This window comes from Streptomyces sp. NPDC102274, from assembly GCF_044766385.1.
Taxonomy (GTDB): Bacteria; Actinomycetota; Actinomycetes; order Streptomycetales; family Streptomycetaceae; genus Streptomyces.
Genome location: NZ_JBIWLW010000039.1, coordinates 1 through 24556 on the forward strand (window position 1 = coordinate 1; position 24556 = coordinate 24556).

Annotated in this window: 22 protein-coding genes and 1 pseudogene; 8 read left to right on the forward strand and 15 right to left on the reverse strand. The window is 68.4% G+C overall.

Going from position 1 to position 24556, the window contains the following annotated elements:
• Positions 1-274: 274 nt before the first annotated feature.
• Positions 275-1075 carry an alpha/beta fold hydrolase gene (locus ACIRQP_RS35255; RefSeq protein WP_403897827.1) on the reverse strand — a complete coding sequence of 267 codons (801 nt, stop codon included), beginning with the start codon at positions 1073-1075 and terminating at the stop codon, positions 275-277.
• A gap of 557 nt (positions 1076-1632) precedes the next feature.
• The gene (locus ACIRQP_RS35260) at positions 1633-2208 is read right to left on the reverse strand and encodes a helix-turn-helix domain-containing protein (RefSeq protein WP_403897829.1); all 576 of its coding nucleotides are present in this window, start codon (positions 2206-2208) and stop codon (positions 1633-1635) included.
• Positions 2209-2255: 47 nt separating this feature from the next.
• Between ACIRQP_RS35260 and ACIRQP_RS35265 the strand changes: the two genes are divergently transcribed.
• Entirely contained in the window at positions 2256-3095 is an 840-nt protein-coding gene (locus tag ACIRQP_RS35265) for a class I SAM-dependent methyltransferase (protein WP_403897832.1), read from the forward strand.
• A gap of 69 nt (positions 3096-3164) precedes the next feature.
• On the opposite strand, the gene ACIRQP_RS35270 is transcribed toward ACIRQP_RS35265, so the two are convergent.
• The 6 genes from ACIRQP_RS35270 to ACIRQP_RS35295 form a co-directional block, all read right to left on the reverse strand.
• Positions 3165-4613 (reverse strand): carboxylesterase/lipase family protein, encoded by a 1449-nt coding sequence (locus tag ACIRQP_RS35270; protein ID WP_403897835.1) that lies wholly within the window; start codon positions 4611-4613, stop codon positions 3165-3167.
• Between the two features lie 83 nt (positions 4614-4696).
• Complete coding sequence (locus ACIRQP_RS35275; protein WP_403898000.1) at positions 4697-5596, reverse strand: MBL fold metallo-hydrolase; 900 nt, start codon at positions 5594-5596, stop codon at positions 4697-4699.
• Between the two features lie 72 nt (positions 5597-5668).
• Positions 5669-6706, reverse strand: a complete 1038-nt coding sequence (locus ACIRQP_RS35280) for a hypothetical protein (RefSeq protein ID WP_403897838.1) — start codon at positions 6704-6706, stop codon at positions 5669-5671.
• Positions 6707-6878: 172 nt separating this feature from the next.
• A complete protein-coding gene (locus ACIRQP_RS35285) occupies positions 6879-7790 on the reverse strand; it encodes a helix-turn-helix domain-containing protein (RefSeq protein ID WP_403897841.1) in 912 nt (303 codons plus the stop codon).
• Positions 7791-8259: 469 nt separating this feature from the next.
• Positions 8260-8727: a peptidoglycan-binding domain-containing protein gene (locus ACIRQP_RS35290; RefSeq protein WP_403897844.1), complete on the reverse strand. Its 468-nt coding sequence runs from the start codon at positions 8725-8727 to the stop codon at positions 8260-8262.
• 453 nt (positions 8728-9180) lie between these two features.
• Complete coding sequence (locus ACIRQP_RS35295; RefSeq protein ID WP_403897847.1) at positions 9181-10104, reverse strand: helix-turn-helix domain-containing protein; 924 nt, start codon at positions 10102-10104, stop codon at positions 9181-9183.
• A 118-nt stretch (positions 10105-10222) separates the two neighbouring features.
• Here ACIRQP_RS35295 and ACIRQP_RS35300 point away from each other — a divergent pair.
• Positions 10223-11266 (forward strand): annotated as a pseudogene (locus tag ACIRQP_RS35300) (NAD(P)-dependent alcohol dehydrogenase).
• A gap of 239 nt (positions 11267-11505) precedes the next feature.
• On the opposite strand, the gene ACIRQP_RS35305 reads toward ACIRQP_RS35300, so the two are convergent.
• Positions 11506-12015, reverse strand: coding sequence for a Dps family protein (locus ACIRQP_RS35305; protein ID WP_403897849.1), 510 nt, complete (start codon positions 12013-12015; stop codon positions 11506-11508).
• A gap of 565 nt (positions 12016-12580) precedes the next feature.
• Positions 12581-13021, reverse strand: a complete 441-nt coding sequence (locus tag ACIRQP_RS35310) for a Fur family transcriptional regulator (RefSeq protein ID WP_403897851.1) — start codon at positions 13019-13021, stop codon at positions 12581-12583.
• A 1176-nt stretch (positions 13022-14197) separates the two neighbouring features.
• On the opposite strand from ACIRQP_RS35310, the gene ACIRQP_RS35315 reads away from it, so the two are divergent.
• The gene (locus ACIRQP_RS35315) at positions 14198-14851 is read left to right on the forward strand and encodes a DUF1707 domain-containing protein (protein ID WP_403897854.1); all 654 of its coding nucleotides are present in this window, start codon (positions 14198-14200) and stop codon (positions 14849-14851) included.
• Positions 14852-14965: 114 nt separating this feature from the next.
• On the opposite strand, the gene ACIRQP_RS35320 is transcribed toward ACIRQP_RS35315, so the two are convergent.
• The gene (locus ACIRQP_RS35320; protein ID WP_403897857.1) at positions 14966-15109 is read right to left on the reverse strand and encodes a hypothetical protein; all 144 of its coding nucleotides are present in this window, start codon (positions 15107-15109) and stop codon (positions 14966-14968) included.
• 537 nt (positions 15110-15646) lie between these two features.
• Positions 15647-16060 (reverse strand): CoA-binding protein, encoded by a 414-nt coding sequence (locus ACIRQP_RS35325; protein ID WP_403898003.1) that lies wholly within the window; start codon positions 16058-16060, stop codon positions 15647-15649.
• A gap of 469 nt (positions 16061-16529) precedes the next feature.
• On the opposite strand from ACIRQP_RS35325, the gene ACIRQP_RS35330 reads away from it, so the two are divergent.
• A complete protein-coding gene (locus ACIRQP_RS35330; RefSeq protein ID WP_403897860.1) occupies positions 16530-16736 on the forward strand; it encodes an ATP-binding cassette domain-containing protein in 207 nt (68 codons plus the stop codon).
• Between the two features lie 146 nt (positions 16737-16882).
• Here the strand turns inward: ACIRQP_RS35330 and ACIRQP_RS35335 are convergent, their stop codons facing one another.
• Entirely contained in the window at positions 16883-17716 is an 834-nt protein-coding gene (locus ACIRQP_RS35335; RefSeq protein WP_403898005.1) for an enoyl-CoA hydratase/isomerase family protein, read from the reverse strand.
• 122 nt (positions 17717-17838) lie between these two features.
• Between ACIRQP_RS35335 and ACIRQP_RS35340 the strand changes: the two genes are divergently transcribed.
• Positions 17839-18240 (forward strand): winged helix-turn-helix transcriptional regulator, encoded by a 402-nt coding sequence (locus ACIRQP_RS35340; RefSeq protein ID WP_403897863.1) that lies wholly within the window; start codon positions 17839-17841, stop codon positions 18238-18240.
• A 638-nt stretch (positions 18241-18878) separates the two neighbouring features.
• On the opposite strand, the gene ACIRQP_RS35345 is transcribed toward ACIRQP_RS35340, so the two are convergent.
• Entirely contained in the window at positions 18879-20108 is a 1230-nt protein-coding gene (locus ACIRQP_RS35345) for an MFS transporter (RefSeq protein WP_403897866.1), read from the reverse strand.
• Between the two features lie 72 nt (positions 20109-20180).
• On the opposite strand from ACIRQP_RS35345, the gene ACIRQP_RS35350 reads away from it, so the two are divergent.
• Entirely contained in the window at positions 20181-21113 is a 933-nt protein-coding gene (locus tag ACIRQP_RS35350; protein ID WP_403897869.1) for a GlxA family transcriptional regulator, read from the forward strand.
• Between the two features lie 597 nt (positions 21114-21710).
• Here the strand turns inward: ACIRQP_RS35350 and ACIRQP_RS35355 are convergent.
• Positions 21711-22319 carry a helix-turn-helix domain-containing protein gene (locus tag ACIRQP_RS35355; protein ID WP_403897871.1) on the reverse strand — a complete coding sequence of 203 codons (609 nt, stop codon included), beginning with the start codon at positions 22317-22319 and terminating at the stop codon, positions 21711-21713.
• A 107-nt stretch (positions 22320-22426) separates the two neighbouring features.
• On the opposite strand from ACIRQP_RS35355, the gene ACIRQP_RS35360 reads away from it, so the two are divergent.
• Positions 22427-23887 (forward strand): MFS transporter, encoded by a 1461-nt coding sequence (locus ACIRQP_RS35360; RefSeq protein WP_403897874.1) that lies wholly within the window; start codon positions 22427-22429, stop codon positions 23885-23887.
• A 29-nt stretch (positions 23888-23916) separates the two neighbouring features.
• Positions 23917-24552, forward strand: coding sequence for a class I SAM-dependent methyltransferase (locus ACIRQP_RS35365; RefSeq protein ID WP_403897876.1), 636 nt, complete (start codon positions 23917-23919; stop codon positions 24550-24552).
• Positions 24553-24556 lie beyond the last annotated feature (4 nt).

Here is a 24556-nt window from a genome sequence, read left to right on the forward strand (position 1 = left end):
GAGGCCGAGCCGCTCGCGGACGGACTGGAGAGCCCCTGGGACGACCTGTGGTTCTACTCGAACCCCGTCTTCGTCCACGTCCGCTAGGACTTCGGCTCCCGTGTGACTCCCGTGCCCACGACCGCACACCTCTCGCCGGTCCGGGGCCCGGGAGTCTCACCCGGCCGGGATTCACTCGGCACCCGCCATGTCAGAGGGCAGGTGGCGCTTCCGATCGGGTCGGTCCGGGTCGGTGATTCCGGTGCTGGAAGAGGGAACCGAACCAGGCTCGTCCCTACTCGGTTCCCACGTCGGCCAGCAGCTTCGCCGTGCCTTCGGGTGCCTCCACCGGGAAGTGGTGGCTGCCCAGGTCGACGAGCACGATGTCGAAGCGGTCCCCGTAGCGGTCGATCGCTTCTTGCGTCACCAGCTCACGTACCGCGAACACGGTGATCGGCTGCTTCGTCTCGCGCAGCGCTGCGTCCATGTCCCAGTGCACCAGGCCCTCCATGGAACGCAGACCCGCGGGCTGCCGTACAGCGACCATCTTCTCGAAGTACGAATCCTTGAGAGCTGTGTCGGTCCCTGCCAGGGAACCTGCTTCCACGAGGCCCCGCACCCCTCCGGCGAAGTCCTCACCGAACGTGTGCAGCGCCGCGCCGGTCTGTTCCTCGCTCAGCGCCGGGAACAGGAACAGATGGTGCAGCGCCTCAAGTGCGACCACATGCGAGACCGTGTCAGGGAGCAGCCGGCCGACTTCGACGGCGACCGCACCGCCGAGGGAATGCCCGGCCACGACGCACGTGTCCACCGACTCGGCTTCCAGTACCGCCGCCACGTCGCGAGCGAACTCTTCCATGGTCCAGACGTCCCGCGTCGACCGCGATTCGCCATGCTCGGCGAGGTCGATGGCCAGGACGCGGTAGTTCTCGGGCAGATGGTCGGTCACCGCGTCGAAGTCGCTGCGATCGCACGCCCAGCCGTGGATGAGGGCCAGGGTCGGCCCTCCAACCGGACCGCTGGCCGTGTACCGGATCGTCGTGCGGTCCGATCGCCGAACCTCAAGATTCTTCCTGGTCCTGCTTGCAATAGCCACGGTGTCTCCTTGTTCCGAATTATAGAACTCTGTATCGATGAGTAGGCTGAAGATGTGTTTCGGGCGAGGGCGGCGGCAGTGATCACCACGATCGCCAGCGCGTAGGCCTCGGGGGCAGTTCTCAACCCGGTGCGCGTGCCATCGGTATCGCCGGAGGGCAAGGCGCCGGCGCATGCAGCGGAGACCGTCAACAACAGCTCGAAGCCATACTCGAACGGGAACAGGCCCGGGGCAATCGGACCCCGACCGTCGAACGCACCACGGGACGCCCTGCTTGCCCCGCTCTCCTCCCGGGCCGTCTTCACCGACCGGGCCCTCACTCCCGAATGGACACGCACCCTCGTGTCACACCTGCTGAGGGCTGACAACACCCACACCATGAGCGTGGCGTGGTCGGGTTCGTGGTGTGGGTGTGCACCGGTAGTGGATGGGGGAGACGCCGGCCCAGGGTCGAAGCGTGTCTGTAGCTCGGCGATGAGGAATTCAGTTGTCGGAGATGCCCAGCCGGACGCTCCGTGAGCTGGGTGCATCCTGTTGCCCCGAGACCTCGGTGGGGGTCAGACCGGGGGGCGGAGGCGGGTGAACTGTCCGTCCCGGTCGAGGATGCACAGGAGTTCCGCCGGGCCGCCGTGCGCCTTGATGGCGTGGGGGATCATCGTGGAGAACTGTGCTGCCTGGCCGGTTTCGACGTGGTTGGTGCGCTCGCCGAGCAGGAGTGTGACGGTGCCCGACAGGACGGTGAACCAGTCCTTGCCGGGGTGGACCCCGAGCTGGTCGTCGCCGCCCCCGAGCGCTTCGTCGGTGATGCGCATCTTGGCGACGGTGATCCCGGACGGCCCGGACTCGCGGCTCAGCAGCCACGTGGTCATCCCGCGCTGCTCATCGCGGTGCGGCCGGATCGCGACATCGTCGTCGACGGACTCCACCAGCTGATCCAGGGATGTGCCCAGGGCGCGGGCCAGTGAGGTCAGCTGATCCAGGCTGATGCGCCGGTGGCCGGTCTCGATGCGGCTCAACGTGGAGGGGCTGAGGAACGCACGCTCGGCCAGGTTGTCGAGGGACCACCCGCGGGCCTTCCTCAGGCTCCTGATGCGGAGGCGGATGGTGCCGTCCAGATCACTTTCTTGCGCCATAGGCAAGACTGTATGCCATATGAGCAGGCAGGCGCTAACGTCGAAACATGAACGCCAAGGACATCCACAGCACCCACCAGGACCATGAGCGGGACGGGGCCGACACTATCGCCATGGCGGAGCTCCTGGATCTCGACGCCGAGGTTCTGCACACCTATCGCGCCGAGCTGACCTCCTGGCTGGGCAAGCTCACCGACCCGGCTCCCGGCCACGTTCTCGACCTGGGCAGTGGAACGGGGACCGGTACCCTCGCCCTGCTGGAGGCCTTCCCGCAGGCCGAGACGACCGCGCTGGACCTGTCCCCGCAGATGCTGCACCATCTGTCGAAGAAGGCCCACGCGCTCGGCCTGGCCGACCGTCTCAGCACCGTTCAGGCGGACCTGGATACGGCGTGGCCCGACCTCGCTCCGGCCGATCTGCTGTGGGCGGCCTCCTCCCTGCACCACATGTCCGACCCGGACCAGTTCTTGGTCCGGGCCTTCGACGCGCTACGACCGGGTGGGCTCATGGCGGTCACCGAGATGGACTTCTTCCCCCGCTTCCTGTCCGACGACATCCGCCTGGGGGGCGTTGAGGCCCGCCTGCACGCCGCTCTGAACGAGGGCCCGGCCGTCGACTGGACCGACAACCTGACCCGGGCCGGCTTCATCCTGGAAGCGAAGCGGCCCTTCGTCATCGATCTGCGCGCCCCGCTGCCGGGCGCCGCCGGCCGCTACGCGCAGATATCCCTGCGCAAGCTGCGCTCCCACGCGGACGGCCGGCTGCCCGAAGCCGACCTGGCCCTGCTCGACACCGTCCTCGACAGCGACGGCCCCGACGGCATCCCGCGCCGCGAGGACCTCACCGTCCGCACCACCCGCACCACGTGGGCAGCCCGCCGCCCCTGACCTGCTCCGGCCGTGCGCGGCGCCGGCCGGACCCGTCCGCATGGTGGTGGCATCGAACGAGAGCGTTTGTCAGGTGGCGCGCAAGTGCTCGATGTATCCCCCGGCCGGTTGGTGGATACGCCAGCCGGGGTTGCCGGTCTCGGCGAACGTGATCCACGCACGGTGGATCCGGGTGGCCAGCCCGGCAGGCGGTTCCGCGCTGCCGAGCAGCCTTCGCGGACCTCGCAGCGAGGGCAGCGACAGGTGGTCGAAGACGAAGGGCAGTTCCATCACATGGCTGGCACCGAGTTGTCCGTCGATCGCGTCGGAGCGCCAGGCGAATTCGTAGCAGTACGTCCGTCCAGGCGTGGCGCTCGCGTGTGCGGCAGCCATCTGCTGGGTGCCCGCCTTGAACAGCCCGTCGCCGAGGATGATGGTGCGTAGTCCGGCGGCGGTGGCGAAGGGGTGCTGTGCCCGGTAGGCACGGACAGCGTCGTCGGGGTCGGAGTGGAACCGTGCCGCGGTCTCCCGGACATCGGTCTCGGTGCTGTCGGCGAGGATACCCAGGGGGGCCAGGTACAGGCTGCCCTCGTCGAGGTTGGAGCCGATCAGCAGGTCGATGGCGCTGTCCCGAGCGGCGGCGACGATGGCGGCGGGCTGCCGCTCGCCAACGAGGCTGAAGGAGGTGATGCCGCCCAGGGGGTCGTGGTGGGTGGGGGTGCGCAGGTCCAGGCCGGCCAGGCGGGGCAGGACGGCAACCAGACGCTCTTCGGGCAGGCCAGCCAGGGCCTTGGCGGTGGGCTCGATATCCAGCTTCCGTCCGACCTCTGTGGTGACGATGCCGGCCTGCTCCGGTGTGAACGCGCCGGTGCCGGTGCCGCTTTGGATGATCACCCGGCGCAGGAGGCCGGACGAGGCGGGATCGGCGAGGATGCCGCCGACGATGATGGCTCCGGCCGACTGGCCGAAGAGGGTGACATTGCCGGGGTCGCCGCCGAAGCGGGCGATGTTGTCCTGGACCCAGCGCAGAGCGGCGAGGACATCGAGAAAACCGCGGTTGTCCGGCGCGTCCGGCAGATGAAGGAAACCGGGGATGCCCAGACGGTAGTTGACGGTGACCAGGACAACGCCGTCGCGCGCGAAGCTCATCCCGTCGTAGAGCGGCACGCGGTTGGAGCCGGCGACGAAACCTCCACCGTGCACGAACACCATGACAGCTCGCGCCGGTCCGCCCGGTGGTGGAGCCCAGACGTTCAGGGTGAGGTAGTCGTCACCGCGCTGCCAGCCAGGGCCGAAGTAGGGCGACATGTCGAGGGTGCCGAAGGCGTCCCGGACGGGTTGGGGCGCGGTCGGTCCAGGCTGTGTCGCGTCACGGACCTCGCTCCAGCCGGGGTGGGGCATGGGCGCGGTGAAACGTCGGTGACCCACGGGCGGGGCGGCGTACGGCACGCCGAGAAAGACCGTGCCGTGTTCGTGGCGGCGGCCGCGGATCGGGCCGGAGGTGGTGGTGGTGATGGTGGTGAGACCGCGGGGCGCCATCTCGCCTCTCCTTGCTGTTGGTTGCACGGGTTGGGCCGCCGCTCCGGACCGGTGTGCGGTCCGGAGCGGCGGGGGACCTGGGGTCAGTACCGGGCGAACGGCCCCCACTTCTTGATCGCGAAGCCGCTGTCCGTGTCCATGACGACCTCCAGAGCGCTGTGGCCGCTGAAGTGGGCGGGCAGGACGAGGGCGCTCATGTCGGCGGCCCAGCCGAGGAGTTCGCGGCGGGTGGTGCGTGCCTGTGCGGGGTCCTGGCAAAAGCAGCTGCTGTGGTCCGGGTGGGTGACCTGTAGCGGGGTGTGCATCAGGTCACCGGCGAGCAGAGCGCGGTCGCTGCCGGACTCCAGCTTGACGACGCTGGATCCGGGAGTGTGGCCGGGGGCCGCTTCCAGTCGCAGGTGCGCGTCGATGGTGTGGCTTGTCTCCCACAGCTGGACCTGGCCAGCTGCGTGCACGGGGGCGACGCTGTCCTCGAAGACGTTCTCGTTGACGCCGCCGGTGATGTCCGAGTTGTTCGCCGGGTTCCAGAACTCGAAGTCGGCCTTGGGCATCAGGTAGGTGGCGTTCGGAAACGTGGGCACCCAGACGCCGTCGACCAGCCGGGTGTTCCAGCCGACGTGGTCGACGTGCAGGTGGGTGTTGACCACCAGGTCGACGTCCTCGGGCCGTACACCGGCGCGGGCGAGGTTGCCGAGGTAGTCCAGCCGCAGACCGTCCCATGCGGCGACGGCCGGGCGGGGCTTGTCGTTGCCGACGCCGGTGTCGACCAGGATGGTCCTGCCGCCGCTGCGCAGCAGCCAGGTCTGCATGGCGACATGGACCATGGCGTCGTCGGCGCCCAGGTGGTCGGGCACGAGCGTCTCGCGGTGGTCCTGCCATGCCTGTTCGGGCAGGTCCGGGAAGAACTGGTCCGCGGGCATGATCGGGCCGTGCATCTCCTCGATCCGGGTGATGGTGACATCGCCCAAAGTGATGTCGTTCATGTCCTGCATGGGGTTTCTCCGTACGGTGCGGGTTCTCGGGGGGCTTGGAGCGGCGACGGGGTCGGCCGGGGGTTACCGGCCGTCAGTTCGGTGCGAGGAGGGGTGGTGTGCCCAGCCTCGGGTCTGTGTGCCGTGCCCGCGGCGCTGGTCGTTGAGGTGAGCGACGACCAGGTTGGGATCCTTGGCAGTGACATAGGCGGCGCTCAGCACGTAGGCGGTGTCGCCGCGCAGGGCGATGGACGTGGGATTCTGCAGGCCGTCGGACGCGGTCAGTACGATGGAGTGGCTGCCGTCGGGCTGTACCAGCGCGACTTCGCTCGGGCCGTTGAGGGCGGCCAGCAGTTGGTCGCCGCGGCCGGTGAAGGCCAGGTCGTCTATACCCGGCAGACCGGTGGCCTCGGTGCTGACCTCACCGGCGCGGCCGTCCCGGAGGATGGGGATGCGCAGGATGGTGCCCTTGTCGAGGTTGGTGGCCCACACCGCACCGTTGTGGATCTTCAGGCCGTTGGCGCCGAGGAAGCCGGTGGAGGCGAGTTGGGGGGCGGCGGACCAGGCGGTGGGGGCGCCACCGGAGGTGGGCACGCTCCAGATGGTGCCGAGTACGGAGTCGGTGGCGTAAAGGGTGTTGGTGCGTGCGTCCAGCGCGAGGCCGTTGGGCAGCCCGTTGGACGGAAGCGCGGAGATCCGCTGCGGTACGCCGCCGGGGCGCAGGCGCCACACGCCGGTGAGGTCCGGGGTGCCAGTGGCGTAGAGGAAGTACAGGGTGCCGTCGTGGGCACGGACGATGCCGACGGTCAGCGGGAAGCCCATGGCCGGGGTGTGGATGCCTCGGTCGGCGGGCTCGGGCAGGGTGGCGAGGATCCGAGTGGTGCCCCGGGGAGTGATTTCGGCGACCTGGCGGCTTGCGGCGAAGGTGACGTACGCGGCGCCGCCCGGTGCCAGGGTGATGTTCTCCGGTGCCTGACCCTTGGCCAGGTCGAAGTGCACGGCGATCCGCGTGCTGTTCAGCGGCGCGGAGACGGCCGAGGCCGGAGTCGTACCGAGCACCGCGGCAATGGCGGCGACGAGCACGGACGCCGATACAGCGGACGCGGTGAGCTTCTTGGTCATGGTTTCTTTTCTGTTTTCGGGCATGCGGCAGCAACACACCGACGCATGGCTTGGGATACACGGGTTCTTCTCGGAGGGCACAGCCCGCCGCCGCGTGCGGCAGTGGCCGGCCGTGCCGGGCGGGACGGGCGCGGGCTCGTTTCGGCCGCGCGCCCGGTGACGTTGTGCGGGGTCAGCCCTTGTCGACGTGGGACCGCGTCGGCGCCGGACCGGGGGAGAAGCCGGCTTGCCGGGCGGCCCGGCCGGTGGCCTGGGCGAGCAGGGCCAGCGCGGCCCGCGAGGCCGAGTCCGCTTCCGTGGTGGCGACCACGACGTCGGGGCCCGGCCCGTTGTGCAGGGTCTGCTGGATGACGGTGAGCGGGCCGACCAGCGGGTGCCGCATCTCGTAGCCGGCGACGGTGCAGGCCTTGACCCGATGGTCGGCCCACATGGATGCGAACTCCGCGCTCTTGGCGGACAGTTCACCCAGCAGCGCGTGGAGAGCCGCATCGTGCGGCTGCTGGGCCGCCACCAGGCGCAGGTTCCCGACCACAGCCCTGGCCTTGGTCTGCCAGGCCGTGTACAGGTCGCGGGTATGGCAGTCGAGGAACACCAGTTTGGCCATGTTGGGACGCTGCGCCGGCCGGTCGGGGGCACCGGGGTCCAGGTGCCCGGCGAACAGCGCGTGGCCCATGCGGTTCCATGCCAGCACATCACTCCGACGACCGAGCACGATCGCGGGAACGTCCGCCAGCACGTCCAGCAACTGGCGGGTCGCCTCCGAGACCCGTTCCGGCGCGGACCGCCGGCCCCTGGTGCGCTGCCTGTCCACCCGGGCCAGGTCGTGCAGGTACCGCCGCTCGGACTCGTCCAGCCGCAGAGCCCCGGCGATCGCATCCAGAACCTCCGCGGAGGCGCTCAGTGAGTGTCCCTGCTCCAGCCGCGTGTAGTAGGAGGCGCTCACCCCCGCCAGCAGCGCCAGTTCCTCACGCCGCAGCCCCGGCACACGCCGGCGCTCCCCGTAGGTGGGGACACCGACGTCCTCCGGGCGAAGCTGCGAGCGCCGCGTCTGCAGGAAGTCCCCGAGCTGCGATTTTCCGTTCATGGATGCGAGTATGCGCCGACTCGGGACACGCAGCCTGACCCAGCTGTGGATAGGCAATCGCGGTCGCGTCAGCCTCCCAGTTCCGCTTCAGGTGGCTGGCCGTGGCAGCCCTCAGGGCGTGTCTTCACAGTAGCGCCGTCCGCCCGAGGGGCGGGCCCGGCGGCGGCCGGTGCACTGCACTCGCTTCGCTCGCTCCGTCTCGGCACAGGGAACTGTCCTGCGGATGCCGAGCGCGATCGCAAGGCGGAGGGTCTCCCCAGTACTGGATGGGGACGTACTGGGGTGATCCCGACAACGCGGCGAGCGTGCGTGCCGGGCGTCGCCGGGCAGGCGGGACTTTGAAGACACGCCCTATGCCGTCTTCCCCGTTGAAGGCGGGCGGACGGCCTCCGGCGCTGCCGACAAGGACAGTGCGCCGAGCGGCGCGCCTCCGGGACGCGCCGCTCGGCCGGAACTGCGCCAGGCTTGCTCAGCAGTAAGGCTTGGAGTCGGCGGCGAATCGCTTGAACGCGGCCTTGGTTGCCGGTCCGGCGATGCCGTCGATCCCGCCGTTGTAACCCTGGTGCTTCTTCATCGAGCGCTGCAGCCCCTTGATGGTGCCGCTGCCCACGATTCCGTCGATGCCGCCCGTGTAGCCCCAGTAGGCCTTGAGGCTGCGCTGCATCGCCTTCCAACTGTCCGAGCCCAGCAGCCCGTCCAGAGCGCCGTTGTAGCCGTGGTAGTCCTGGAGCCAGCACTGGACGTACCTGGCCTCCGTGGTGCTCAGGCCAAGGTTGTTCACCGCGAGCGGCGCGACATCCTTGGTGCTCACCGCGACGGTCGGCGAGTTCGACGCGGGCTGGGCAAACGCCGAGCCCGCGCCCACCAAGCCGCCGGCGGCCAGGCCGGCAACTGCTGCGAGGCTGACGAGGGTCCTCGTCACCATGTTCGGTCGCATCTCTTCCCCCTTGTGGATCATGGACGACACCCGGCACGGTCGATGCTCGGGTGGTGGTTCGTACTGCCGGCGGGCACGGCGGGCGGTGAATGCGGAGTGCCGGAGCAGCTCGCGGTGCCGTGTGCCATGCCTCCGGGGCAGCAATACGAGAATGTGGTCCGGCCGAGGAACCTGCCAGGGTCAGCCGGTAAATACCGGGATGCTGGGACATCTCACGCCCTGGCCTGCGGGTACACCGTCCCGAATGGGACCCTGTGGGACGCGGTGGGACACCGTGCACACAGCGCCCTCTTCGGAGGCACGCCCCCCATGGGCGGCGGGTGAGACGGAGCTCGCGCCCGTGTTTCCCACGCCCTGGCCCGGTGCGCCGAATCGGAGCATGACAAAGACATGGGCGAGCACGAGACGAGGACCAGGGCGACGCCTGTTCTCCCAGGTGGCGGCGGCGGGGCTTCAGGGGTGTGGTGTCTGGCTGCCCGCCCGGACCGTGTCCGTGCCCCAGCTCGCGAGGAGGCGCAGAGACTCCGCCGACGCGGTGCCCGGCTCCGCGTGGTACACGCACAGGAACTGTTCGTGGTCGTCCGGGAGCTGCATCGTCTCGTACGCGAGGGTGAGGTCGCCGACCAGCGGATGCCGCATCCGCTTCACGCCGTGGCCCTTCTCCTTCACGTCGTGGGTGGCCCACAGCCGCCTGAACTCCTCGCTCTTGACGGAGAGTTCGCCCACGAGCGCCGACAGGTCCGGGTCCTGCGGGTGCTGGCCCGCGTACAGCCGCAGATAGCTGACGATGTCGGACGCCTTGGAGTCCCAGTCCAGGAACAGCTCGCGGTAGTCGGGCGAGAGGAAGGTCAGCCGCGCCCAGTTGCGCTCCGCGGGCGGTAGCTTGCCCCAGTCGCCGAACAGCGCCGCCGCCATTCGGTTCCAGGCAAGGATCTCCGAGCGCGCCCCGCTGACGTACGCGGGCACGCCCTCCATCGACTCGAGCAGCTGCTGCAGCGCCACCCGCACCTGCTGCCGCCTGGGCGCCCCGCTTCTCCTGCGCTGGTGCTTCGGCGCGGCGAGGTGGGTGAGGTGCGCATGCTCGGCGTCGGTCAGGCGCAGGGCGCGCGCGATCGAGTCGAGCACCTCCGCCGACACATTGCGCCCGTTGCCCTGCTCCAGGCGTGTGTAGTAGGCCACCGAGACCCCGGCCAGCTGTGCCAGCTCCTCGCGCCGCAGTCCCGGCACCCGCCTGTGCCGCCCGTGCGAGGGAATTTCCACGTCTTCCGGCTTGAGCCGAGCCCGCCGGGTGCGCAGGAATTCGCTGAGCTCGGCCCGGCGGTCGAGGCTGTCGGGGCGGGCTGCCTGTCCGTTGTCCGCGGCGGGGGTGTCGTTCATGTCTCCAAGTATTCCCGGTCGTACGACCGGGAGCCTGACCCCGCCAGTAGTAGGACCACTGGACGTACGCAAAGCGGTGGTCTGGGTGAACAGGCTGTGAGGAGGCACGCTGGAGAACATGACCACGACTGTTGCTGCATACGCCGCTCCCGGCGCCAAGGCACCGCTGGAGCGCACCACGATTGAGCGCCGTGCGGTCGGCGAGTTCGACGTTCTGATCGACGTCAAGTTCGCCGGTATCTGCCACTCCGACATTCACCAGGCCCGCGAGGGCTGGGGCGAGGCCATCTTCCCGATGGTGCCCGGTCACGAGATCGCCGGTGTCGTCGCCGAGGTCGGCTCCGGCGTGACGAAGTTCAAGGTCGGCGACCGGGTGGGCGTCGGCTGCATGGTCGACTCCTGCCGCGAGTGAGAGAACTGCAAGGCCGGGCAGGAGCAGCACTGCGTGCGCGGCAACGTCGGCACGTACAACGCCATCGGCCGCGACGGCGAGCCCACTTACGGCGGCTACTCACAGAAGGTCGTCGTCGACGAGAACTTCACCGTCCGTATCCCGGACGGGCTGTCTCTGGACGTGGCTGCCCCGCTCCTCTGCGCCGGCATCACCACATACTCCCCGCTCAAGCACTGGGGCGCGGCTCCCGGCAAGAAGGTCGCCGTGATCGGCCTGGGCGGCCTCGGGCACATGGCCGTCAAGATCGCGCATGCCCTCGGCGCCGAGGTCACGGTCCTCTCCCAGTCGCTGCGCAAGAAGGACGACGGCCTGAAGTTGGGCGCCGACCACTACTACGCAACCAGCGACCCGGCCACCTTCGAGAACCTGGCCGGCGCCTTCGACATCATCGTCTCCACGGTGTCGGCGCCCCTGGATTTCGGCGCGTACCTGAGCCTGCTGAAGACGGGCGGCGCACTGGTGAACGTAGGCGCCCCTGAGGAGCCCATCGCCCTGAACCTGTTCTCCTTGATCGGCGGCAACAAGACCCTCGCCGGTTCGGCGATCGGCGGCATCGCCGAGACCCAGGAGATGCTCGACTTCTGTGCCGAGCACCACCTCGGTGCCGAGATCGAGCTGATCGAGGCGAGCAGGATCAACGAGGCGTACGAGCGTGTGCTTGCCTCGGACGTGCGCTATCGCTTCGTGATCGACACGGCGACGATCTGAGCCGCGCGGCTCTACCAAGCGGGTAATCGACGCCAAGCGGGTATCGACGCCCTCCCGGGCTCCGGCAGGATCACCCATCCACCGGATCCGGGGAGGGCTCGCCCATGACCGCCCAGGTCATAGCCGTTCCGCGTCCCACGCTCCCGGTGCACGCCGACGTCCTGGAGTACATCGAGCGTGCAGGGCACCTTCGAGCCGTACGACTCGCGGGGATCCCCCTGGTAGGACCTCTGGTTGCTTCACACCTTACGGTTCTCGGCGCTGACCATCCACGCGTGCTCTTCGAGGGTATCGATGATCGCGTGGAGGATGTCGGCCGTGGATGGGTCCTCTGCGTCCACACCATCGTGCAGGCGCCGCATGGTCGCTGTCGCCGTGTGCAAACGCGTTGTGATGAGATCCACCACGGCTGCCACGCTCAGCTCACCATCGGGGAACTTGGGCAGGGTCGTGGTGGCAGTGACGGTGTCGGAGCGTCCGTCCGGAACAGCGTGGAGGCTCCTCATGCGCTCGGCAACCGTGTCGCTTGCGTCGCGGGCGTCATCCACGATGTGGTCGAGCTGTTTGTGCAGGTCCCGAAAGTTGTGGCCAACCAGGTTCCAATGGGCCTGCTTGCCCTGCAGATGCAATTCGACAAGCTCGACAAGTATTGCCTGCAGGGCATCTGACAAGTGCCGGGATGCCGTGAATCCCACGGCAGCTTCCCGCTCGGAGAGACGAGCATTGGATGGGACAGTGTGCGACGTCATGTCTCTGCTCCTTAGAGAGAGCGCCTTCCCCAGGTACTGAGCACAGGGGAAACGTGCGGCCATGTCATCTCCATCCTCGCCGCAGACTCCAGATCTCGCAGCTGGAGCCGTATTACTTCCTTGGATGCCGCTTGCTTGGATGCCGCTTGGCCCTTGGGTGAGGTCTGTTTCGAAAGTAGATCTCACTGGCGAGGTGATCAGGATGTGGTGCGCATCAAACGCAACGGCGGTCCCCAGAGCCAAGCAATTCTGGCAATGACCCCACGGGCGGCCATAGTGGGGGAGGGGTGTCACGCCGTCTTTTAGCGAGCAAATAGATGGGTGATTCGCGCCGACGAATTCAAAAAGGCGGTGAGGCGTACTCCGGGGATTACCACGAGTGCAGCTTGGGTCTGGGTCCCTACTTATTCCGGGATGACTGGACAGAAAGCTGTGGCTCTGTCGCTCGACGTTGCCCTTGGAAGTGCGGGCGCCACCGCGGCACCGGCCACACCAGCCACAGAGAACAGGGTACGGTCCGCCGCTGCATGGGCACGGATGGCGGCAATCCGCCTCCGAAGGGGAATCAGGCGTTCTTCTCGGTGTTTTGGCAGCCGCGGCACAACCCCCACCAGGTGATCTCGGCTTCGTCGATGGCGAAACCCTTGTCCTCGACGGGGTCGAGGCAGGGGGCCACCCCGATGCCGCAGTCCACGTCTTCGATGCGCCCACACGTGCGGCAGACCAGGTGGTGGTGGTTGTCTCCGACCCGCAGTTCGTAGCGAGCGGCCGACCCGGCCGGTTCGATGCAGCGGACCAACTGGGCGTTGGTGAGGTCTTCCAGGACGTTGTAAAGCCCCTGCCGGGACAGGTTTGCGGCAGCGCCTCCCGTGCCTTCGCCGATCCGCGCCTCCAGGTCGGCGGCGGTCGAGTGGGGCTGTCCCTGTAGTGCCGTCAACACGGCGCGGCGCTGCGTCGTGCTGCGCAGTCCCTTGCGCTTGAGCAGGTCTCCGACAAGCTGGTCCATGTCGATATCAACTCCTTCGGTGTCGGGTACCCGACCAACGGTGCGGCGAGGCCGCGATATCAAAGGGCTGTATCGGCCCGCTCCTGGGGAATCTGCGTCTGCGTAGGCCCGCTGAAAAGTGGCGCGTCTGCCGGTCTGCAGTGTTGGCGATCCAGGCATGCTAGCGCCGTGATTTGACAGAGTCAAATCACGGCGCTGGAACCGTACCCGTTCGCGGCGCCCCGGGGCGTACCTCTTCTGTGTCGGACTGAAGCCCAACTGGAGTGTTCGCAGCGGCAGTTACCGTTCTTGGCTGCCCCGGTGCGGGTCCGCCCGGCGGGCCGAACGCGGGTCCGCCTCACCCGGTCCGATGCCGCCGGGCCGGGTGAGGCAGGACCGCTTTGGCCCGAGTGGAACCCGGAACGGAGGCACGATTGCCGTATTCGGCGCATCGGGCGGGGCGGCCATGTGCGGTTGGACGGTTCAGCGCGTGTTTTCTGCGGTGTGGCAGACGTTGCAGAGGAATCGCCGCGCCTTCAGTGAGCCCATCGAGTGCCCCAAACCGTTGGCGTGGTGGACCGGGGCGCCGAAGACGCGTCCGTGGTCCTGGCATGACGCCAGGCCACAGCGCGTGCAGACGCCAACAACGGTCGTGTCCCTGCGGTCCTCCTGGGCGCAGTCATGGCACGTCATGGTTTTCTCCAATGTTGAAGCTCGGCGCATGGCCGTGATGGGTCCCACTCGGCAGTGAGTGTCGCGGGGAACTCCTTGGGGAGGCGGCTCAGAAGCCGGCCCGAGTTCCGATATCCACCAAGCTACCCGTCAGATTGGACTGAGTCAAATCTAGGGGCCCTCTCGGTGCCCCTCGGCCGCGCCTGTAGTCGACGTGGATCGACTCTGACGTTGTTCAGCGGCCCCGGCATGCGTGTTGGTCTGCGGTGGCCCTGTTTTGTGGCGGTCTGTTCATTCCGGACGCTCTGAAGTGGCCCCGGGGAACGGCATGAGCCGGCCCCCTGGGTGCAGTTGTTGTCGCGACCGGGCCTCGGCGTGACGGATGCCGCATGCCGTGAATCGGTGCTGACCATCGCCTCTCCTCGATGGGGCTTGGCCGGATCCATGTCGCGATATAGCGTTAGTCCCCTAGGCGCGCCGCTGGTTGCATCGCGCGGAGACGTTCGACAGGACCAGGACGGAAGCATGTCGGGAGATATCGCGCCCACGGGGAAACGCTCTGGCCACGGCTCGTCGCCCGAGCTGCGGGCCTCTCACGCGGACCGGGACCGGGTGGTGGATGTGCTGCGTGTCGCGGCGGGGGACGGCCGGCTGACTGCGGTCGAGCTGGACGAGCGCCTGGAGGCTGCCCTGTCGGCGCGGACTGTGAGCGAACTGACCGTGCTCACCGCTGACTTGCCGCCCGTATCGGCCACGGTCGGCGCGGCCGTAGCAGAGGTCAAGGACGTAGTCCGGATCGACCAGAGGTTCAGTCCGGTTACACGTATGGGGCGCTGGGTGGTGCCGCGGAAGCTGGAGCTCGCCACAGAGTGGTGCGAGGTGACGCTCGACTTCACTCAGGCCGTGATCACGCAGGACACCTTGCGGATCGACATGGATATGCGCGGTAAGACCCTGACGCTGGTCACAAGGCCGGGCATCGTGGTCGATGCGGATGCCCTGAGCCTGGAACACAGCAGGGTCAAATTCCGTCGGGCTCCTCACGCGGATATGCCGATCACTCTGCGAGTGGAGCTGGTGGGGAAGAAGAGCTTTGGCCGTGTCGTAGTGCGGCCCCCACGCCGGACGTTCGGGCAGTGGCTGCTGCGCAGGCCCACGTCCCTTTCTGCAGGCGATTGACTTCATCGTTGTGAACCGTCCGGCGGGGCAGTCGCTGACGTCTCCTTAGGGCCGGCCGCGGCCCCGGCAGCGGCCGGTCGTGGCCGGAGTCCCCGGGGCGGTGGCCTGGGGTGCTCAGCGATCCCGGACGATTGTCCGGGGGCGCATCAGGTCGTTGTCCTCGTGTTCGAGGATGTGGCAGTGTTGGATATACGTCGCGGGCAGCTCTGTGCCGCTGCCCGGAATCGAGGCGATGGTGCCGGGCACCTCGAATTTCATGATGATCCTGGTCACGGCGTAGCCGCCGGGCGTCCGGTTCGTGATGATCTGTCAAGTTGATCGGCCGGAGAGAGCGGGCCGGGCGCCCACCCCGTTTGAGCAGCCAGGCCGGTACCGGCATCGCGGAGCGGACCTCGGCCCATTCCGCGTCCGTCATGTCACTCGGATAGCACCGCGCCCGCCGCCCCGGAGCGATCGAACCGAACCTGTGCACGTAGCAGTCACACTCCGGAGTGGCCGTGATGGACGCGAGCGCAGCGGAAATGGTCAACTGTCCGGACAACGGGTCTCCTTGACCGTGACGGGCTTCAACAACCACGTCACTACCGGGAGGCCCGTTTCTTCATGCCCACGACCCCACCGGCACCTCTGTCCGAACGATCACCCGCGCCGCGCACCTCGAACGAGATCCGGTTTGCCACAACGCACTGACCGGCATGCCACGCCACCAACTGGGAACCCCCGCCGCCGCCTTGACTCTCCCGGTTCCGGGGAACGTGAGCGATGTGTGATCGCGCAGTGGCCGGCCGGGGAGCGTCAGCCCAGCCCGAGCCGGGGTATCTCCCTTCCCGCAGAGCGGTCCATCACCATCAGCAGGCCGGCCTCGCGAGTCCTGTCGTAGGCGGCCTCGTCGATGACGTCCAGCTGGAACCAGACCGCCTTGGCGCCGATCGCCACAGCCTGGTCGGCGATGCCTCCGGCGTGGGCGGAGTTGACGAACACGTTCACCACATCCACCGGGAAAGGGATCTCCGCAAGGGAGGGATAGCCCTGCTCACCGTGCACCGTCTCCGCCTTTGGGTGCACGGGCACCACCCTCTTGCCGAGGCGCTGCAGCTTCTCGGCCACGCGGTAAGCGGCCCGTTCGGGGTTGCCGGACAGACCCACCACGGCCCAGGTGTCTCCGGAAGCGGTGAGAATCTGCCTTATTGTCGCGTCATCGCCATAAATTGTCATGCCCGGCACCGCCGTGCGGTGGTGAGTTCCGCACCCGTTAGCGCCAACTGCATGATCACGGGGAGTGTCAGGTCTGTGGACTTCGTCAGCCGCATGGGTAGACGTTAGCCAGTTTGAATACTGTATGCAATAGTGCCATCGGCTCCGCGCAGAACAGTAAGCTGCGGCCAACTGACCACCTCGGCCTCATAGAGACAGCGTTGGGTCGGCCCCGCTCCGGGGAGAGTTCCCGCGCTCGATGCGTGTGATCGCGAGGGCCGGTGGTGAACCGCCTGGCGTGCTCGATCCGCCGACGACGCCGAAGAAGACGTGCGGCGCGAGCCGGCCGAGAAGGTCAGCGGACCGGCCGACCACTGTCCGGGCGCTCGATGACTGGACGCTGTCCGCACCGGCTACTTGGCGGATCAGTGGCCCAGGTTGTTCCCGCCGCTCGCCGCAGCGCCTCCGAGGAGCCAAGCACGCCGTGCCGCTGACCGGCGTCGGCTTCGCGGCAGCCCCCGGATCGGCCGCAGCCATCATGGGACCCTCCGGATCCGGCAAGACCAGCCTCCTGCGCGTCCTGGCCGGGCTCCAACCCGCCGGCGGCGAACGCCTCCCCCTCGACGGCGCCCCGTCCTGCCGCCTCGCCACCACCCGCGCCCGCGCCGAAGCGCCCGCGGAGGCAGGCTGACCTCTCAGGTGGTCACGCACCACCTCATCGGCGGTCTGCGAGGCGACGTGACAGTCGACCACGTTGGCATCCGACGAGGTGGGCGAGCCCGTACGCTCTCGCGGTCGACTGGACGCCGGTGAGTGCGTGGGGCCTTTGTCCGGGTCCTATACGGCGAGTCCCCGGAGCAGGCCCTCCAGGTCGCGCTCGCCGTCGCGGGTCTGGGCACCGTGGGCCAGTCCGCCGCGGATCAACCGCTCGGCCGCGGGACGAACGAACTGGCCCGTCCAGGCGTCGTGCTCCCGCAGGAGACCCTCGGCCAGATCCTCGGGGGCGATGGCGCGCTTGGCCGCCGCGATCACACCCTCGGGCAGGGCGGCGATGTTACGGGCGAGGCGGTCGACGATGTCGTCGAGCTCGCCGGCAGGGACGGCTCGGTTGACCCAGCCGTAGCGCTCTGCGGTTTCGGCGTCGTACAGCTCGGCACCCAGCACCACCTCCAGGGCGCGACTGCGGCCGACCCGGCCGGCGAGGTACTGCGTGCCTCCTCCACCGGGGACGATGCCCATGAGAGCCTCGATCTGGCCGATCCCGGCGCGACCGATCGCCGCGAACGCCATGTCCGCGGCCGTGACGAACTCCGCTCCTCCGCCGCGCGTCATCCCGGCAAGCTTGACGATGGTCACCTGGGGCTGGTGCCGGAGCAGTTCCCCCAGAGCCTGGAAGACGTTGACACCGTCGGGAAGGTCGGCCGCGAGCTTGTCGAAGGCGTCTGGCGTGTCGACGAGCGACATGTCGACGTGCGCTATGAAGAACTCAGGGTTGGCGCTGTCGAACACGATCACACGGACCGAGTCGTCGTCCCTCAGCGCGGTCAGCAGGTGCCGGAGGTCGGCCATCAGGGCGACGTTCAGGACGTTGACGGGTGGGTTGTCGAGGGTGACGCGGGTGATGCCGTCCTCGCGACTCACCCGCAGGGTCGCGTAGGCGTCGTGGTTCATGGAGATCTCCGATCGGTACCTGGTATGCATCTAGGTTCCTGATGCATACTTACAGTGCGGTGGTGGGCGACCGGCGTCAATAACGCACTTTCGGCATCTCAAGGATCGCGAAGGATACCGATATGGCTATTTCTGAAACCGGCGCTGAAACCGGCGCCGGCGCTGGCATCGACGTCGTCTACCGGTCCGATTGCCCCAGCCGCCCCATCCTCGACCAGATCGCCGACAAGTGGTCGATGATGGTGATGGCAGTCCTCGACAAGCCCCATCGGTTCAACGAGATCAGACGTCGCCTTGAGGGCGTGACCCAGCGGGTCTTGACCCAGACCCTGCGCCGCCTGGAACGCAACGGGATGGTCGTGCGCCGCGTGCTGCCAACCTCGCCGGTCGGGGTCGAGTACTCCCTCACCCCGCTCGGCGAATCCCTGCGGGAGCCGTTCGGCCGGTTGTACGACTGGACGGTCAACAACGCGGACGAAATCCGGGCACACCAAATGGACTACGACCGACGCGTTCAGGGCTGAGACACTGCGTCTGGATTGCCTGGGCCGCTACGGCGGGCTCCCCATGCTCCGGCACGACCAGACGAAGGTCGGCAACTACGACGCCACGATTCGCATCCCTGAACAGCTCCACCAGCGGCTGGAAGTCCGACAGCCAAGACCCTGGCGTTGTTCACCGCTCGCCACAACCGCCCGCCCACCCCGGAGGAACGCGCCCATCTGGCGCTGTTCCCCAGCACAACCAGCGCAACAGCGACAGCCGTCGGCCACTGTCCTAACAGTGGTTTCACCGGGGCTTCAAAGCATGGATCAACGATCTCGACATCGACCGGTGGGTGCCCCACCAGGCCCGGCACTCGGCCCGGCACTCGCCGGCCACCAGCCTGCTTGCGAGCCGGAGCCAGCGTGACCACATCCGCCGTTACCTCGGCCAGGTCACCGAGCGTATGGCCGCTGCGAGACGGTGCTGCGGACCTTCTATGACTTCCACCTGGAACGCAACACCAGATCGCGACAACGGGGCGTCTTGCTTCTCGCTGGACTCGACAACCGCGAGCTACCAAGAGGCCCTTCCTTCATGCCTCCGCACCGGCCAACCTACTCGATCCAGAACCCTGTTCGAGACGAACCGATCACGCGCGCAGACAGAGAAAAGCCAGTTAGTTCATGCTTGTGGTCGGCCCTTTGCTGCGCAGGAGTGCGGTCAGTGTCACGACGGCGAAAACCACCACGAACCACGAGTAGTCCCGTGTCGCGGCCGCCAACCCGCCCCCGTACACGACAAGGACCCCGGCGATGACGGCGGGCAGACCCATGCCGAGGTAGCAGATCACGTAGACGGCGGACAGCACACCGGCACGCTCGTGCTCCGCGACCAGGGGCACGACGGTGCGCATCCCTCCCTGGAACCCGGCTCCGAAACCGACCCCAGACACGAAGGTACCGGCGAAGAATCCGGCGAACGACGAGAAGTCGACGGCCACGAGGGTCCCGAGTGAGCCCAGCACGAGCAGTGCGACGCCGAGGAACATCACCGTCCTGCGCGGCGTGCGCCCGAGTGCGACAGCGGTGGCGGACGAGACCACGGTCAGTACGAACAGGCCGACGCCGCCGATCACCGCGGAGGTCGAGCCCGACAGCTGACGAGCGAGGGCAGGGGCGAGCGAGCCGTAGAAACCACCGAGCGACCACACCGCGAACAACACCGGGGCCACCGCGAGTAGGGGACCGCGTAGGCGTCGTGGCACCGCGAGTTCCGGCACGAAGGAGGAGCGCAGCCCGGGCGCCCGGACGCCGGTTTCCGGCAGCACCGCCACCCCGGCGGCTTGCACGGCGAAGATTCCGATGAACACGAGGTAGACGAGGTGCGTGGGCTCTGGCAGGTACTGGACGACCAGACCGGACAACAGTGCGCCGACCCCGGTACCCAGCCCTGGGGCGATGGCGTTGGCACGTGTGCCGCGGTTGCGGTCGATGTCCAGCATCGCCGCGCCCAGCGCACCCAGCGCGCCGCCGGTGGCGACGCCCTGCAACACCCGCCCGGTGACCAGGGCGCCGACGCCGTCGGCCGTGCTGAACACCACCATGGCGATGGTCTGCAGGGCCAGCGCGGCCAGCAGCACCGGCTTGCGGCCGAGGTGGTCGGACGCCCTGCCCAGCACGAGCAGGGCGGTCAGGACGACGATGGCGTATGTGCCGAAGATGACGGTGGTGGTGAGCGGGGAGAAGTGCCACCGAGCCGAGTAAAGGGCGTAGACCGGCGTCGGTGCGCTCGACGAGGCAAGGAACGAGACGATGATCGACGCCGGCAGCGCCAGCCCGGCGGGACCGCCTGAACGCCGGGCGGTCAGGGGAACGTCGCCCGGTCGAGTCGAAGACTTCGTGGTCATGTCCTCCAGACTGGCATTCACCGCCCTGACCAGGTGAGTGGCAATCCTGACCACTATCACTAGAATATTGCCATGACGATGCATCGAGTCGCGGTCCTGGCACTGGACGGCGTCACGCCGCTCGATCTGGCGATCCCGGCACAGATCTTCAACGCCCGCCCGGAGACCCCCTATGAGGTGACCGTGTGCGGGCTCGGCTCCAAGGTGGCGACCACCGCGGGCTTCTCTCTGGTCACCAATGGGGGCCTGGACCAGGTACGCGCCGCCGACACCGTGATCGTGCCGGGACACGAGCCGCTGATACGGCCGCCGGAGGACGTGCTCGACGTGCTGGCCGAAACACGCGACCGGGGCCGGCGGGTGGTGTCGATCTGCACGGGCACCTTCGCACTGGCCGCGGCGGGCGTGCTGGACGGGCTGCACGCCACGACCCACTGGCAGCACATTGACGAGCTCGAACAGGACTTCCCGGCCGTCCGGGTCGACCGCGACGTGCTCTACGTCGACGAGGGGGACGTGCTCACGTCGGCCGGGGTGTGCTGCGGCATCGACCTGTGCCTGCACCTCGTGCGCCGGGACCTGGGGGCGGTCGTGGCCAACCAGATCGCCCGCGGCCTGGTGGCCGCACCGCACCGCGACGGCGGGCAGGCCCAGTACGTACCGGCTCCGGTCACCGTGGCCGGAGAGGCGTCGCTCTCTGAGACCCGTGGATGGGCCCTGCACCACCTCGACGAACCGCTCACACTCCGCGTGCTCGCCCGGCACGCGGGCGTCTCATCACGCACCCTTATGCGCCGGTTCGCCGCGGAGACGGGCGCCACCCCCTTGCAGTGGCTGCTGAGCGCCCGCCTCGGCAAGGCACGTGAACTGTTGGAGACCACGAACCACTCGGTGGACCAGGTGGCACGGGACTGCGGCCTGGGCACAGCAGCCAACCTGCGTCTGCACTTCCGGCGAGCACTCGACACCACTCCCACCGCCTACCGGCGCACCTTCACGCGTTGACACCGTCCGTGCCTTGGACACCACGGTGGGCCCGACTCGTGGGGGCCGCCGCTGACGACGTGGTCACCGGTTTGACGACCGGCCGCACCCACGGCTTGCCGCACCGACCCGTGAAGAGTGGTCCCGGCACGGGGCCGGCGCGGCAATACCTGACCGACCCCGCAGTTCTCGGAGGCGATGGGGCAGAGGATGTCGATAACGGCTTGTCGGCTCCGAGTACGCGACATTGCTTGAGTCCTGCGCCTATGTCCCCGTCCCGCTGAGTGGCGAGAACTCCACCAACGAATCCGACACGATGCTGAAGCAGAAGACCTCTCGGGCAGAGCCCTGGAAAGAACGCCACAAGGTCACCTGGCGGACCGTCAGGGCCGCACCGGACGGACTCGAACCCCGCCCCGCAAGCCGTTGCCTCCTCGGCCAACCGCCCTCGACCCCGTCCGCCACCTCATCGCCATGATCAAGGCGGGGCACCGCCCCAAGGACATCTGGGCGCGACTCATGGACGAGCACGAGACATCGATCTCCTACGACATCGTCAGGCGCTACATCCAAGACCACACACCGCAACAAGAGCGGCGACCACCGGGTACGCGCGTGTCATCCGGTGCCTGTTGCGGTGCCCTCGGGCCGTACGGTCCGGGCCCGGAGGTGTGCGCGCTCTCCTTGGGGGCCCAGGAGGCTGAGGATTTCGACGGGGTTCTCGTCGGCGTTGCCGAACCAGTGGGGGGTGCGGGTATCGAATTCGGCCGCCTCACCGGGACCCATGACCAGGTCGTTGTCTCCCAGGACCAGGCGCAGGCGGCCGTCGAGGACGTAGATCCACTCGTAGCCCTCGTGGCTGGACTGTTCGGGCTCGGGTGAGCGCATCCTGGGCGAAATGATCAGTTTGTAGGCTTGCAGGCTTCCTGCCCGCCGGGTGAGGGGCAGCATGGTCATGCCGTGGCGGATGACGGGTTTGAGGTGCAGGCGGGGGTCGCCGGTCTGCGGCGCCCCGATGAGCTCGCTGATGTCCACACGCAGCTCGCGCGCCAGTGGGAGCAGGAGCTCGAGGGTGGGGCGGCGCTGGCCTGATTCCAGGCGGGAGAGCGTACTCAGGGAGATCCCGGTGGCCTGCGCCAGGTAGGTCAGCGACAGGTTGCGCTGCGTGCGCAGCCCCTTCAAGCGGGGGCCGACGGATGCCATCGTCGACGCGGTCTCGTCATCCATGCCCCCACCTTGCCACCGCAGCAAGGATCTTTGCATGTCTGTCCGAGTGGACTGAGTGTGTCAGCAGGCGCCCCGATGTGGGGGCGACACAGGACAGGAGATGTGCAATGCCCCGAGGCAGTTTGCCCACCGCCCCCGCGGGTGGACACGACACCGCGTCGGCGCCGGCGGCTGGTGCGATGGTGGCCGTTCGGCGCGGCTCGGTGATGCTGGCCGTGGAGATCCTGGTGCTGACGCAGCTGATGTTCGTCGTGGACACCTCGATCGTGAACGTGGCCCTGCCCGACATCGGCCGCGAACTGGGCTTCTCCAGCGTCGGTCTGTCCTGGGTCGTCACCGCCTACGCGCTGACCTTCGGCGGGCTGGTTCTCCTGAGCGGCAAGGTCGGCTCCATGATCGGCCCCCGCCGCGCCCTCATCCTCGGAGTATCGGTCTTCGTGATCGCCTCCGTCGCCGGAGGTCTTGCCACCTCGGCGGGAATCCTGGTGGCCGCGCGCGCCCTCCAGGGAGTCGGTGCTGCGCTGGCCGCGCCCAGCGTGATGGTGCTGCTCATCGGCATCACCGCCCCCGGCCCGCAGCGCTCGCGCGCGATGGCGATGTTCGTTCTCGCCGTCGGCGCCGGAGCCGGGGTGGGTCTGCTCGCGGGCGGGATACTGACGCAGACGCTGGGATGGGCATGGGTGATGTTCGTCAACGCCCCGATCGGTGTCCTGGTCCTGGTCGGCGCTCTGCGCAACCTGCCCGAGATGGAGCGCCGGCGCACCTCGCTGGACGTCGGCGGAGCCGCTGCCTCGATCCTGGCGATGGTGGCCCTGGTCTTCGCTTTCACCTCCGCCGCCGACCGAGGATGGACCAGCCCCTTGGTACTGGGCGCGTTCGCCGTCGCCGTTGTGTCCCTCGTGGTGCTCGTAGTGGGTGAGGGCAGGCATCCGCACCCGGTGATGCCGCCGGCGTTCTTCGCCTCCATGCGCAGCGTGGGCCCCCTTTTGTCCATGCTGGTCGTTCCGGCCGGTCAGGTCGGCTTCCTGTTCTTCACCACACTGCTGACCCAGCAGGTCCTCGGCTTCACCCCGGTCCGGACCGGCCTCGCGTTGGTGCCCTTCACTCTCGGGCTGATCGCAACCAACCATGTCACCCCGCGGCTGCTGCCGCGTCTGGGCGAACGCGTCATCGGCAGCTCCGGTCTGTCCGGCCTGGTGCTGGGCATCGCCTGGATGGCGCTGGTGGCCGCCGATGCCGGCCCGGACACCTCGATCGTCACGGTGCTGCTGCCTTCGGTCCTGCTCGGTGCGGGCGCGGGCGCGACCTTCGCGCCGGTCACCGCCGTCATCATGCACCAGGCCCCCACCGAGCACATCGGAGCCGCAGCCAGCCTCAACCAGGGCCTGCAGCAGCTCGGCGGCGGAATGGGCCTGGCCGTCCTCACCAGCGTCCTGGCCACCACCGGCGGCCTGGACCGCGGCTTGGGCGCGACCCTCTTGGCCACCGCGGCCTTCCCGCTGGCCGGCCTGGTCCTCTTCGGCGTGTGGGCGCGCCGCATCCCGGCCCCCGACACCACACACGCGTGACCATTTCCTACCGTCCAAAGGAGTCTGTGATGACCGAGCACGACCCGCGCTTCAGTGCCGCCTTCTGGGACCAGCGCTACAGCGGCACCGGTCAGGTGTGGAGCGGTGAGCCGAACCCCGCGCTCGTCGAGGAGGTCTCGTTCCTTCCGCCCGGTACGGCGCTGGAGGTGGGATGCGGTGAGGGCGCGGACGCCATCTGGCTGGCTGGGCAGGGCTGGCAGGTAACCGGCGTCGACTTCTCCTCCCAGGCCCTCGACCGGGCCGCCGGGCACACCCCCGCCCACCTGGCCGGACGCGTGACCTGGCAGCAGGCGGACATCCGCGACTGGCAGCCCGTCGAAGGGCCCCTCTACGACCTGGTCACCGCATGCTTCAGTCACTTCCCCCAACCGCTACGAGAATCGGTCTTCGCAGCCCTCGCCGGCCGAGTCGCCCCCGAGGGGCATCTGGTGATCGTCGGCCACCACCCCAGCGACCTCGACACCCCCATGCCCCGCCCGGCCGAGCCCGGCCTCTTCTACACCGCCGACGACCTCGCAGCCGACCTCCCCGAACGCGAGTGGAAGGTCCTCAGCCGAACCGCGCGCCCGCGCGCTGCCACCACGCCCGACGGCACGCCGGTGACCATCCACGACACCGTCTTCACCGCCCGGCACACCCGCTGAACAA